Origin of the sequence: Caldimonas brevitalea (assembly GCF_001017435.1) — a bacterium.
In the GTDB taxonomy this organism is placed as follows: domain Bacteria; phylum Pseudomonadota; class Gammaproteobacteria; order Burkholderiales; family Burkholderiaceae_C; genus Caldimonas; species Caldimonas brevitalea.
In genome coordinates this window covers 537515-549319 of sequence record NZ_CP011371.1, presented here as the reverse complement: position 1 = coordinate 549319, position 11805 = coordinate 537515, and the positions used below count along the sequence as shown (strand labels likewise).

Below are 11805 nucleotides of genomic sequence, written 5' to 3'. Positions count from 1 at the left end.
CGGTCAAGTGGTTCACCTCTGAACTGCGGACCGTCGTCGAGGCCTGGCGCATGGGCGACGCCTGGCACATCGACCCATTAATTTCAGGAGCTTACTCGTGCGATCTTTTTCTGTTGCCGGTCTGCGGACCGGACTTCAACATCGACTTCATCGGCCCCGCGGGGCGCGCCGTTTGGTGCAAGGCCTCGGGCTGGCCGCCGCCCTCAGCGCAGCGCTGGTGGCACCGGCGACAGCCGCGACGACCGCGCAGGCCAGCTGGGGCAAGTTCACCATCAGCGTCATCGACACCAATCTCAACGACGGTGTCGAGGCCGGGTACAGCCTGGCCGAGAGCAGCAGCATCTTCCTCGACTCGGTCATCACCCCCTATTGGGAGCGGCCCTCCTGGGAGGGTGCCGGCGGCCCTGGCCTCACGTCGCAGGAGCCCGTGACCCTGACCCACTCCCAGGCGGACGGCAACATGACGGCTTCGGCGAGGGTCGAGGCCGGGCCGATCGCCGATGCTTCGGGCTACGCCAAGGTCGACATCAACGCGATGGGAAATCTGCTCGCCGTGGCTTACAGGCAGCTCGACCTGACACTGAAGGCCAACACCCGCCTCAGTATCTCGTTGGACGCCAACATCGCGCTGCGGGAAGACGGGTCCTGGGGTGACCTGGGCATGTCGGCGACAACATCCCTGTGGCAAGGCCCCACTTGGGGCGCTGCAGGGCCGGAGGACTCCCTGCACGGTGTGCTGGAGCCGGGGCAGGACTTCCTGTCGCTGAGTCGCACCCTCTCCATCAACATCGAGAGCGGCAGCGAAAGCCTCACCACCGAGTTGACATCGAAGGCGGTCGTCTCGGCCGCCGCCGCCGAGCCCCTGCCGCCCGTTCCCGAACCTTCGACCTATGCCCTCATGGCCGGCGGGCTGGTCGGGCTGGGCTGGTACGCACGCCGCCGACGCAACTCGGCGGCCTGACGCCGCGAGCCGCGCGGCTGGCACCAACGCTGAGCAGGTGCCTCCCCTCCCAGAGGGGTGGAGGCGCCCGGCAGGTCAGACGAACAGCGCGCCCTTGTCGGCCAACAGCGCCCGCAGCACTGATCGGTGACAGCGCGACTCGTCCTCGCAGTAGCAGCCGAGCGAAAAGTGGGTCTGGTGCGACAAGGCAGCCAGCAGCTCGATGGCGTGGCTGTTCTCCGGCGTGGCCATCTCGGTGCGGTAACGCTTGACGAACAGCGCCCATTGCTCCGCGGTTTCGGCACGCAGGGCGAGCTTGACCGTCTCGGCGCTCGGTGCAAGGTTGGGAAACCACACGTCGTACCAGTTCTGCGACGAGAACTCGGCCTTGGGAACGCCGCGCGGCGGCCGACGCACCGTGCCGATCCGGAGGCCTTCGTCCTCCGCACGTTCGCTTCCCAGTCTGACCACTCGAATCGCCATCGGGCCTCCCTGCTGCAAACATACGACGATGCGGTGCCGCCGGCGTCCTCGGCAACTGCTAGTGTCCTTGCAGGAACCCACGCCGCTCAGGCGTCGGCTTGATCACCGGCCATGCCGCCCGCGCCCAGGTAGTCCTTGATCTTGTCCAGCCGCGGCCCCACCGCCTTCACGGCTTGGACCAAGGCTTCGTCCGTCACGCCCAAGGCCTGGCACCACCGGTCGAGGGCCGCCTTGTCACTCACGTCGACTTGTTCCTGCGAGCGCGGGTCGCTCGCCGCTGCACCGGGTGTCGTGCCCATCGTGTTCTCCTGTTGCCCCTGCTGCGTTGCAAGTCTCGTTCCTCCACCGGCCGGCGGCGCATGACACCGTGGTGCAGGGATCGCACGCACGCTGAGGTTCAGCCGACGCCCTGCTCCACCAACACCACGTGTACCCGCCGCGGCCCATGCACACCCAGTTGCACCACCTGCTCGACGTCGGCGGTCCGCGACGGCCCCGAGACGATGTTCACCGCACGCGGCATCGGCTTGCTGCGCAGCCGTGTCCACACCTCCTCCTGGCGGGCGACGATCTGCGCCCGGCCGAGCACGACGATGTGGTCGTCGGGCACGAAGTTCAGGCTGGTCGGTGTCCCGGCCGAGGACAGCAGCACCAGGCTGCCGGTCTCGGCGATCGCCGCAAAGCACGGTGTCACCCCGACCGCGTCGTGCTGCCGGGCCGGACCGACACGCACGGTCAGCGAGGCGGGCCACTCGCAGGGTGCGAGCGGTGCCGCCACGACGATGTGTGGCGCCAGCCGGCGCGCGGCGAGATAAGCCGCCACGGCGCCCGGCACGTCGTCCCGGCACGCCACCCGCTCCAGCGTCATCGACAGCGCCGTCGCGCGCGCGACGAACTGCTCGACCACCTCCGCCGTGCCGGCGGGCGTCGGCACCGACCGCGGGGGTGCACTGCGCACGCCGACCCGGGCTGCGGCGCTGCCGGTCAACTCGCCGCGACCGAGCGCCGCGCGGATGTTGTTCAGCACCAGACTGCGTGTGTCCTTCATCCCCTCCCCTCCTGCTGCTTCCACGCCTGCATGAACGTCTCGCCCTGCGGCACCGGCAGGTCCCGCACGCCGGTCCAGCCGCCGGCCAGCGGCAGCGAGCGCAACCGCCCTCGCCCGCGGCCGAGCCGGCGCAGGCCCCAGGCCGCGACGCGCGTCAGCAGGTGGTACAGCCGCGGGTGCCGGGCCAGGCGGGCCCATGCCTTGACACCCCAGCGGATGGTCCACGGTGCGACGCCCTGCTCGAACTGCTGCGTCCTGAGCTTGCTCAGCAGGTCGTTGAGCGGGATCTTGACCGGGCACACCTCGCGGCAGCGGCCGTTCAAGGTGCAGGCATTGGGCAGGTCCCGCGCCTGGTCCAGGCCGACGAACAGCGGCGTCAGCACCGCCCCCATCGGCCCGGGGTAGACCCAGCCATAGGCATGCCCGCCGACCGCGCCGTAGACCGGGCAGTGGTTCATGCACGCGCCGCAGCGTATGCAGCGCAGCATCTCGCGGAACTCGCCGGCCAGCATGCGCGATCGGCCGTTGTCGACCAGCACCACGTGGTATTCCTCGGGGCCGTCGGTCTCGCCCGGCCAGCGCGGGCCGGTGTGCAGCGAGGTGTAGGTCTCGCAGGCCTGGCCCGTGGCGCTGCGGGCCAACAGCCGCAGCAAGGTGCTCGCATCGTCCAGCGTCGGCACGACACGTTCGATGCCGGCCGTCACGATGTGCACGCGCGGCAAGGTGGCCGACAGGTCGCCGTTGCCTTCATTGGTGACGATCAGGCCGGAGCCGGTTTCCGCCACCAGGAAGTTGGCGCCGGTGATGCCGACGTCGGCCGCGAAGAACTTGCCGCGCAGCACCTGCCGGGCTTCGTCGACCAGGTCGGCGACCTCCTCGCGTGGCCCGTGCAAGCCCAGCTTCTCGTGGGCGGCGCGAAACAGTTCGCTCACTTCGGCGCGCGTCTTGTGGATGGCCGGCGCGATGATGTGGCTGGGCGGCTCGTCCGCCAGCTGCACGATGTACTCGCCGAGGTCGGTCTCGACCACCTCCATCCCGGCCGCCTCCAGCGCCCCCGGCAGGCCGATCTCCTCGCCCACCATGGACTTGCCGCGCACCACCGACTTGGCGCCGACGCGCCGGCAGATCCTCAGCACGATCTCACGCGCCTCAGCGGCGTCGCGCGCCCAGTGCACCACACCACCGCTGTGCTCGACGGCCTGCTGATAGCGTTCCAGATAGACGTCCAGGTGCTGCAGCACCTCGTCCTTGATGCGCCGGCCCTCCTCGCGCAGGGCCTCGAAATCGGGCGTCGCGGCGACCACCTGCGCCCGCTTGGCGACGAAGCCCTCCTCGCCGAGCTTGCCGAGGGCCGACTGCAGGCTGATGTCCTTCAGCGCGATGCGGGCGCGCTGCTTGAAGTGCTGGCTGGCGGGCTGCATCACGCCGCCCCCGGGTCACCGATGCCGGGCGCGTCCGCCATCCCGGCGAGCACTTCGGCCACGTGGTAGACACGCACCGGCGAGCCCCGCCGCTTCAGCCGCCCGGCCAGGTGCAGCAAACAGCCGAGGTCGCCGCCGAGCAGCACCTCGGCACCGCTGGCCTCGATGCACCCGATCTTGTCGTCGGCCATCTTGCCGGAGATCTCTGGGTACTTGATGCAGAAGGCGCCGCCGAAACCGCAACACACCTCGGCGTCCTTGATCTCGGCCAGGCGCAGCCCCTCCACCGAACGCAGCAGCTCGCGCGGCTGGCGCTTCACGCCCAGCTCCCGCAGCCCGGAGCAGCTGTCGTGGTAGGTGACGGTGGCGGCCAGGTGGGCCGGCACATCGGTCATGCCGACCACCTCGGTGAGGAAGCTGGTCAGCTCCCAGCTGCGTGCCGCCAGGCGCTGGGCGCGAGGCCCCCACACCGGGTCGTCGGCGAACAGCGTCGGGTAGGCGTGGCGCAGCGTTGCCATGCAGGAGCCCGAGGGGCCGACGACATGCTGATGGTCTTCGAAGGCCTCGATCACCTGCTTGGCGATCGATCGCGCCTCGCCGCGCGCGCCGCTGTTGAGGGCCGGCTGCCCGCAGCAGACCTGGCGCTCCGGCACCTCGACGCGGCAGCCGGCGGCGGTCAGCAGCTTCGCGGCGGCAAAGGCCACCGACGGCCGCATCATGTTGGCCAGGCAGGTGACGAACAGTCCCACACGTAGCGGCTCCATCAGTGCACCCCCCCGAGGTAGGCGGCCCGTACGGCCGGGTCGTGTTTCAGCTGCTCGGCCGGGCCGTGCACCGCGATGCGCCCGTTCTCGAGCACGTAGGCGTAGTCGCTGACCTCGAGCGCGGCAGCGGCGAACTGCTCGACCAGCAGCATCGTGGTGCCGCGCTCGCGCAGCCGGCGGATGATGCGGAACACTTCGTCGACCAGCACCGGCGCGAGGCCCATCGACGGTTCGTCGAGCAGCACCACGTCGGGGTCGAGCATCACGGCACGCGCCATCGCGAGCATCTGCTGCTCACCACCCGAGAGCGTGCCGGCCAGTTGCAAGCGCCGCTCCATCAACCGCGGGAACAGCTCCATCGCACGCGCCAGGTCGCCCTGCACGTCGCCGCGCGGCCGGCTGCCGGTGAGTCGCGGGAAGGCGCCGAGCAGCAGGTTGTCGGCCACCGTCAAGGTCGGGAACACCCGTCGGCCCTCGGGCGAGTGCGCGAGGCCCAGCCGTGCGACGCGGTAGGCGTCGAGGCCGGCCACGTCCACCCCGTTGAGCCGCACCGAGCCGGCCCGCGGCTTGACCATGCCGGAGATGGCGCGCATGGTGGTCGTCTTGCCGGCGCCGTTGGAGCCGATCAGGCTCACCACCCGGCCTTGCGGCACGTCCAGCGAGATGCCGTGCAGCACGTCGGTGCCGCCGTAGCCGGCACGCAGGTTGTCGATCTTCAGCATGACACTTCCCCTCCTAGGCGATCGCGGATTGCGGGACGGCGGCGGGCGGCTCGTGGGCCGTCGCACCAAGGTAGGCTTCGATCACCTTGGGATGCCGCTGCACCTCGGCGGGCGCCCCCTCGGCGATCTTCTGGCCGAAATCGAGCACCGTGACGCGGTCGCATAGGCTCATCACGACATCCATGTGGTGCTCGATCAGGATCACGGCGATGCCGAGGTCGCGGATCTTGCGGATCATCGCGACCAGCTGCGGCAGCTCGGCCGGCGGCAGGCCCGCAGCCGGCTCGTCCAGCAGCAACACCCGCGGTGCCAGCGCCAGCGCGCGGGCGATCTCCAGCAGCCGCATCTGGCCGTATGGCAGGTTGCGGGCCTCCTCGGCCTCCAGCCCAGCCAGGCCCACGAAGTCGAGCAGCGCCGCGGCACGGGCGCGTGCGCCGCGCTCTTCCTCGCGCCAGCGGCGGCTGCGCAGCACCACGTCGAGCAGCGTGGCGCGCGAGGTGTGGTGCAGGCCGACCAGCACGTTCTCCAGCGCCGTCATCTCGCCGAACAGCTGCACGTTCTGGAAGGTGCGTGCGATGCCGGCCAGTGCGATCTCCGACGGACTGCAACCGGCCAGGGGGTGCCCCTCGAAACTGACGCTGCCGCGGGTCGGCGCGTAGAGGCCCGTCAGCACGTTCATCATCGTGCTCTTGCCCGAGCCGTTGGGCCCAATCAGACCGTGCACGACGCCGGGCGCGACCAACAGGTCGACCTCGTTGAGCGCCTTCAGGCCGCCGAACTGCATCAGCACGCCACGGGCCTCGAGCAGCGGCGCCCCGCTGCCTGTGCCCTTCGCGGCCGCCCGCGGCACCACCGCCACCGTGCTGCGGGGCGCGCCGCCGGCGCGACGCACGGACACAGCGGCCGGGCTCCAACGCCGGATCAGGGCTCGCACCGGGCCCATGATGCCGTCCGGCAGGTAGTAGACGACCGAGAGGATCAGCAGGCCGAAGATCGTCAGGCGGTGCTCGGCGATGTCTTCCAGCGCGAAGGCGAACACCACGAAGGCAAGCAGCCCGGCCAGCGGCGCCGCAAGCTGCGGCAGGCTGGCGCGGCGGCGCAGCAGCGCTTGGCCGGCATACAGCCCCACGGCCGCCGCAAGGGCCACCGTCAACCCGCGGAACAGCACCACGTCCGACAACAGGTTGGGCAGCAGCACCACGATGGCGGCGCCGATCACCGGGCCGGTGCGGGTCTTGCGCCCGCCCAGCGTGAGCGCGAGCAGGAACAGTATCGTCAGCTCGAAGTTGAAGGTGGCCGGCGCGATGTATTCCTCCGAACATGCGAACAGCGCCCCCGCCAGCCCCGCGAAGGCCGCGCTGATGACGAAGGCCAGCACCTTGTTGCGGTAGACCGAAACGCCCATGCAGTCGCAAGCCACCGGGCTGCCGCGCAGGGCCTCGAAGGCGCGCCCGATGTGCGAGTTGAGCAGCCGGTGCACGACCACCCCGGCCAGCAGCGCCAGACCGATCACCAGGTAGTAGTACTCCAGCTGGCCCATGCGGTGGCCGAACCAGCTGGGCTTGGGCACCGGCAGGCCCTGCGGGCCCTGCGTGAGCCATTCCATCTCGTTGAGCAGGATCTGCACGATGGTGCCGAATGCCAGCGTGACCATCGCCAGGTAGGGGCCGGTGACGCGCAGTGCCGGCAGGGCGAGCAAGGCGCCGCAGCCGGCGGTCAACACGATCGCCCCGGGCAGCGCGAGCCAGAACGGCAGCCCCAGCTTGGCGAACAACACGCCGCCCGCATAGGCGCCGATGCCGAACAGGCCGGCATGGCCCAGCGAGACCTCGCCGGTGTAGCCGACCACGATGTCCAGGCCGAACAGCACGATGGCGTAGATGGCGATCACCATCGCCAGGTGCAAATAGTAGGGATTGGGGACGGCCACGGGGAAGGCCGCCAGCGCGGCCAGTGCCAGGCCGCCGAGCAGCGTGCGGGTGGACAGATGTTTCATGCTCAGACCTTCTTGATCGCCGTCTTGCCGAACAGCCCGGCCGGCTTGACCGCCAGCACCACCAGCAGCAAGACCAGCCCCGGCACATCCTTGTAGCCGGTGGAGACATAAAAACCGGTGAGGGTCTCGGCGAGCCCGAGGATCAACCCGCCCGCGATGACACCCAGCCCCGAGGTCAGCCCGCCGATGATGGCCACCGCGAAGGCCTTCAAGCCGAGCGATGCGCCCATGCTGGCCCCGGTCAGGGTCAGCGGCGCGACCAGCACGCCGGCGAAGGCCGCGGTGGCGCAGGACAAGGCATACGAGAAGGTGATGACGTGGCCGGTGTGGATGCCCATCAGCCCCGCCGCGTCGCGGTCGGCGGCGGTCGCCACCACCGCCTTGCCGTAGATGGAGCGGCGGTTGAACAGCTCCACCGCCGCCATCAGCGCGAGCGCGCCGGCCACGACCACCAGCTCCATCGGCATCACGTTGGCACCGGCCAGCTGCAGCGGCATCTCGGGCACCGGCGACGGGAACTTCACGTCGTCCTTGCCCCAGACGTTCTCGGCGACGTTTTTCATGATGATGCCCAGCGCGATCGTCGCCATGATCCAGCCCTCGGACTTGATCTTGAGGGCCGGGCGCACCGCCAGCCGCTCCACCCCGATGCCGTAGAGCGCGCCGGCCAGCAGCACCAGCGGCAGCATCGGCCAGTAGCCGAGGTGGGCCGCCAGGGTCAGCCCGATCAGCGCCCCCACCGCCAGCGCCTCGCCCTGGCCGAAGTTGAGGGTGCCCGAGGTGGCGAAGGTCAGCTGGTAGCCGAAGGCGATGACCGCGTAGATCATGCCGACGGCGACACCGCTGAAGAGGATCTGCAGGAGCACGTCCATACACAGTCTCCGAAGGAAAACACCGGGAAGGAAGGGAACGGCGGCGGGCCGGGCTGGCCCGCGCCCGCAGCGTTATTTCGCCGCGGCGGCCGCCACGCGCTTGCGGTCGTCGTCGTAGGCGTAGACCACCTGCCCCTTGCGCACCTCGCCCATCACCGGCAGGCGCTCGTCCACGGTCTCGTGGTCGTCGCGTGAGAAGGGCTGCACATAGGTCGTGATGACACCTTCCACCGGCTCCTTCAGGTTCTCCAGCGCCTCGCGCACCTTGGGGCCATCGGTGGTGCCGGCCTGCTTGATCGCCGCGGCGAGCAGGTAGACCGAGTCGTAGCCCTGGGCGGCCGACACCGGCGACGGCATACGCTCGACCTTGTAGGCACGCTGGTAGGCCTCGATGAAGGCCTTGCGGCGCGGCGAGGTGGGCTCCTGGATGAAGGTCTGCGGCATGCGCGCGCCTTCGCCGTTGGCGCCGGCGTTGTCGATGAAGTTGGACATCGACAGGGTCCAGCTGCCCAGCATCGGGACCTTCCAGCCCAGCTTGACCATGCCGTTGGCGATCTGGGCCAGCTCGGGCCCGATCGCATAGGTCAGCACCGCCTGTGCACCCGCTGCCTTGGCCTTCAGCAGCTGCGGGGTCATGTCGACGTCCTTGACGTTGAACTTCTCGACCGCGACCGGCGTGATGCCTTTTTTGGCGAGCGCCTTTTCCAGGTCCTCGCGCCCGAGCTGGCCGTAGTTGGTGGAGTCGGCCAGGATCGCCACCTTCTTGAAGCCGCGCCGGGTCACCGCTTCCTCGACGATCATCGCGGCCTGCAGGCTGTCGCTGGCGGCGACGCGGAACACATAGTTGTCAGGATGCTGGGGCGGCAGGAACTGGCGCGTGACGGTGGAGCCGGTGGCCACGCCGGTGATGACCGGGATCTTGGCCTCTTGATAGAAGCGCTGGCTGGCCAGCGCAACGCCGGTGTTGACGATGCCCAGCGCGGCGACCACACCTTCCTTGTTGATGAGTTCCTGCACCACCTGGGCGCCGCGTTCGTTCTTGCCTTCGTCGTCGCGCTCGACGAGCAGCAGCGGGCGGCCGAGCACGCCGCCGCGGGCGTTGATCTCGGCGGCCGCGAGCTTGATACCGTCGCGCAGGCTCACGCCCATCGGGGCGGAACCACCGGTCAGCGGCGCGGTGACGGCGACCTTGATCGGCTCCGCCGCGAAGGCGTTGGTCGAAGCGGCGAGCGTGAAGCCAAGGGCGGCCGCGGTGGCCAGGGTGAGGCTGTGGCGTCGATTCATCATGCTGTCTGTCTCCTTGTGGTGCGAGCGGGTGTGACCCCCGTCTCTGCGTACCCACTGTAGAAAGACGCGACAGCTGCCGGTTGAAACTTCTTGGGCGTGCGCTTGAGCGATTTTCAAGCGACGCGCCGGGCCCCCGTCAACCGAGCGATTGCTTCATCCACTCGACGAAGGCGGCGCACTCCCAGCGCTCCAGCGCGCCCGGCTGCCAGCACAGGAAATAGTGGTTGGGCGAGGCCACCTGGCGGTCCGACAAACGCACCAGCCGGCCGTCGTCGAGCCAGGCCGCGCCGAGCTTCATGCGCATCAACGCGACGCCGAAGCCGGCCACGGCGGCGTCCAGCACCAGCCCGATGTCGTTGAACTGCGCGCCTTCGCGCGGCTCGGTCAAGCTCAGCCCGCACTCGGTGAACCAGGTGCGCCACGGCTCCAGCGGGCAGCGGATCAAGCGCGCCCGGGCCACCGTCTCGTCGCTCTGAAAGCCGTCGAAGGGCCCGACCGTGTTGAGGTACTCGGGGCTACAGACCGGGCACACCGTGTCGGACTGCAGCCGCACCGACTCGCGGTCCGGAAAGGGCCCGGTGCCGAAGCGCAGCTCGATGTCGGTCTCTTCGGCCGTCACATTGAGCATCGGGATGGTGACCTGCAGGATCAGGTCGATGTCGGGATAAGCATGCCGGAACAGCGCCAGCCGCGGCAGCAGCAGCTGGCGCGAGAAGGTCGGCGTGACCGCGACACGCAGCCGGGTGGCGCCGCCGCTGCCACTGCTGCGCCCCGGCACCTGCTGCAAGGCCGTCAAGGCCTCGCGCACGCGCGCAAGGTAGGCGGCGCCATCCGTCGTCAGCGTGAAGTCGCCGCGCGAGAACAGCTTGAGCCCCAGCTGCGACTCCAGCTGGCGGATGCGGTGGCTGACGGCACTCGGCGTGACGTTCAGTTCTTCAGCCGCCAGCGTGCCGCTGCGCAGCCGTGCGAGCGCCTCGAAGGCGAGCAGGCCCTGGATGGGCGGGATGCGGTGTGCGGTCATGCAAGCGGCGCCGGCTCAGGACTCCTTGCGCCGGATGAAACTGGCGCGCTTGGCGTCGTCGGCGTGATAGAACTGGATCTCGCCCTTGCGCCACACGCCCAGCCAGATCATGTTGCGCGAGAAGGCGTCGTGGTCGGCGGCCGAGAAGGGCCGGTCGTAGGACGTGACGACGCCGGGGTAGGGCCGCTCCAGGTTCTCCAACGCCTGCTTCAATACATCGGCCGAGGTGTTGCCGCGGGTCTGGAACACGACGCGCATCATCAGGTGCACCGCGTCGTAGGTCTGCGCCGCGGCCATCAGCGAGCCCAGCGGCTGGGTGCCGGCATGGCGCTTGAGGCGAACCAGGAAGGACGCCCGGCGCTCGTTGGCGAGGTCCTGGATGATGGTCTGCACCATCATCGCGCCTTCCACCGCGGGGCCGGCGCGCTCGGGCAAGGTGCGGAACGACAGGGTCCAGGGGCCGTACAGCGGGCCCTCGAAGCGCGCCTGGGCGCGCGCCTCGGCGAGCACCGCGAGCTCGGCGCCCAAGGTGTAGCCGAGGATCACTTCCGCCCCGGCGGCGCGGGCCTGCTGCACTTGCTCTGTGAGCCGGCGCACGCCTAGGTCGAAGCGTGCGGTGTAGACGGGCTTCAGTTGCTTCTCGGCGAGGAACTTCTCGACGTCCTTGAGGCCCCCCTCGCCGTAGCCGGTGGCGTCGGCGAACACGGCGACCCGCGTGTAGCCGCGCTTGACGATCTCGTCCACCAGGAAGGCCGCCTGCAGCGTGTCGCGCGCCGACATGCGGAAGACAAAACTCTTGTCGGCCGGGTACTTGGCCGTCACGGCCGACCCGGTCGCCACCGGCACGACCAGCAGGTGCTTGTGGTCCTGGAACACATCGAGCGACTTCAGGGCCACACCGGTGTTGCAGTAGCCGACCGTGAAGTCCACCTTCTGCTTGAGCACCAGGTCCTCGGCCTGTCGGCGGCCTTCGTCGGGGTCACCCTTGTCGTCGCGCGTGACCAGTTCGAGCTGCCGGCCCAAGTAGCCACCCACCTCGTTGATTTCCTTGACCGCCAGCTCGGCGCCGAGGCGGGCGCTGTGACCGAACTCCTGCGATCCCCCGCTGAGGGGGCACACGAAACCCACCCGCAGCGGTTGCGACGCCTGTGCGTTCGCCATCGCGGCGAACGATGCGAACCAGGCGGCAAGCAGCACTCGACCCATCGTCATGTTTTGTCTCCAGGTTGTGTTTTTTGGCGATGTTGCAAC

The 11805-nt window shown here is 69.5% G+C and carries 12 protein-coding genes; 1 reads left to right on the top strand and 11 read right to left on the bottom strand.

What is annotated here, in order from left to right:
* Positions 1 to 97 precede the first annotated feature (97 nt).
* Complete coding sequence (locus AAW51_RS02395) at positions 98 to 961, top strand: PEP-CTERM sorting domain-containing protein (RefSeq protein ID WP_169787969.1); 864 nt, start codon at positions 98 to 100, stop codon at positions 959 to 961.
* Positions 962 to 1036: 75 nt separating this feature from the next.
* Here AAW51_RS02395 and AAW51_RS02390 read toward each other — a convergent pair whose 3' ends face one another.
* From AAW51_RS02390 to AAW51_RS02340, 11 genes are all read right to left on the bottom strand, one after another.
* The gene (locus AAW51_RS02390; RefSeq protein ID WP_047193339.1) at positions 1037 to 1423 is read right to left on the bottom strand and encodes a DUF488 domain-containing protein; all 387 of its coding nucleotides are present in this window, start codon (positions 1421 to 1423) and stop codon (positions 1037 to 1039) included.
* Between the two features lie 86 nt (positions 1424 to 1509).
* On the bottom strand, positions 1510 to 1722 hold the full coding sequence (locus tag AAW51_RS02385) for a DUF3606 domain-containing protein (RefSeq protein WP_047193338.1): 213 nt from the start codon (positions 1720 to 1722) through the stop codon (positions 1510 to 1512).
* Between the two features lie 98 nt (positions 1723 to 1820).
* Positions 1821 to 2471: a LutC/YkgG family protein gene (locus AAW51_RS02380; protein WP_047193337.1), complete on the bottom strand. Its 651-nt coding sequence runs from the start codon at positions 2469 to 2471 to the stop codon at positions 1821 to 1823.
* Entirely contained in the window at positions 2468 to 3892 is a 1425-nt protein-coding gene (locus tag AAW51_RS02375; RefSeq protein WP_047193336.1) for a LutB/LldF family L-lactate oxidation iron-sulfur protein, read from the bottom strand. Before AAW51_RS02375 ends, AAW51_RS02380 begins: the two co-directional genes overlap by 4 nt.
* Positions 3892 to 4656 (bottom strand): (Fe-S)-binding protein, encoded by a 765-nt coding sequence (locus tag AAW51_RS02370; protein ID WP_047193335.1) that lies wholly within the window; start codon positions 4654 to 4656, stop codon positions 3892 to 3894. Before AAW51_RS02370 ends, AAW51_RS02375 begins: the two co-directional genes overlap by 1 nt.
* Complete coding sequence (locus tag AAW51_RS02365; protein ID WP_047193334.1) at positions 4656 to 5378, bottom strand: ABC transporter ATP-binding protein; 723 nt, start codon at positions 5376 to 5378, stop codon at positions 4656 to 4658. Before AAW51_RS02365 ends, AAW51_RS02370 begins: the two co-directional genes overlap by 1 nt.
* Before the next feature lie 13 nt (positions 5379 to 5391).
* On the bottom strand, positions 5392 to 7374 hold the full coding sequence (locus AAW51_RS02360) for a branched-chain amino acid ABC transporter ATP-binding protein/permease (RefSeq protein WP_047193333.1): 1983 nt from the start codon (positions 7372 to 7374) through the stop codon (positions 5392 to 5394).
* Between the two features lie 2 nt (positions 7375 to 7376).
* Complete coding sequence (locus AAW51_RS02355) at positions 7377 to 8246, bottom strand: branched-chain amino acid ABC transporter permease (RefSeq protein ID WP_047193332.1); 870 nt, start codon at positions 8244 to 8246, stop codon at positions 7377 to 7379.
* 72 nt (positions 8247 to 8318) lie between these two features.
* A complete protein-coding gene (locus AAW51_RS02350) occupies positions 8319 to 9530 on the bottom strand; it encodes an ABC transporter substrate-binding protein (RefSeq protein ID WP_047197304.1) in 1212 nt (403 codons plus the stop codon).
* 139 nt (positions 9531 to 9669) lie between these two features.
* Positions 9670 to 10554, bottom strand: a complete 885-nt coding sequence (locus tag AAW51_RS02345; RefSeq protein ID WP_047193331.1) for a LysR substrate-binding domain-containing protein — start codon at positions 10552 to 10554, stop codon at positions 9670 to 9672.
* A 15-nt stretch (positions 10555 to 10569) separates the two neighbouring features.
* Positions 10570 to 11766: an ABC transporter substrate-binding protein gene (locus AAW51_RS02340; RefSeq protein ID WP_238947738.1), complete on the bottom strand. Its 1197-nt coding sequence runs from the start codon at positions 11764 to 11766 to the stop codon at positions 10570 to 10572.
* Between the last annotated feature and the right edge of the window lie 39 nt (positions 11767 to 11805).

Coding starts and splice junctions, on each gene's coding strand:
- AAW51_RS02365 (WP_047193334.1), bottom strand. CDS start 5,378: ATGCTGAAGATCGACAACCTGCGTGCCGGCTACGGCGGCACCGACGTG.
- AAW51_RS02375 (WP_047193336.1), bottom strand. CDS start 3,892: ATGCAGCCCGCCAGCCAGCACTTCAAGCAGCGCGCCCGCATCGCGCTG.
- AAW51_RS02360 (WP_047193333.1), bottom strand. CDS start 7,374: ATGAAACATCTGTCCACCCGCACGCTGCTCGGCGGCCTGGCACTGGCC.
- AAW51_RS02340 (WP_238947738.1), bottom strand. CDS start 11,766: ATGACGATGGGTCGAGTGCTGCTTGCCGCCTGGTTCGCATCGTTCGCC.
- AAW51_RS02385 (WP_047193338.1), bottom strand. CDS start 1,722: ATGGGCACGACACCCGGTGCAGCGGCGAGCGACCCGCGCTCGCAGGAA.
- AAW51_RS02370 (WP_047193335.1), bottom strand. CDS start 4,656: ATGGAGCCGCTACGTGTGGGACTGTTCGTCACCTGCCTGGCCAACATG.
- AAW51_RS02390 (WP_047193339.1), bottom strand. CDS start 1,423: ATGGCGATTCGAGTGGTCAGACTGGGAAGCGAACGTGCGGAGGACGAA.
- AAW51_RS02355 (WP_047193332.1), bottom strand. CDS start 8,246: ATGGACGTGCTCCTGCAGATCCTCTTCAGCGGTGTCGCCGTCGGCATG.
- AAW51_RS02380 (WP_047193337.1), bottom strand. CDS start 2,471: ATGAAGGACACACGCAGTCTGGTGCTGAACAACATCCGCGCGGCGCTC.
- AAW51_RS02350 (WP_047197304.1), bottom strand. CDS start 9,530: ATGAATCGACGCCACAGCCTCACCCTGGCCACCGCGGCCGCCCTTGGC.
- AAW51_RS02345 (WP_047193331.1), bottom strand. CDS start 10,554: ATGACCGCACACCGCATCCCGCCCATCCAGGGCCTGCTCGCCTTCGAG.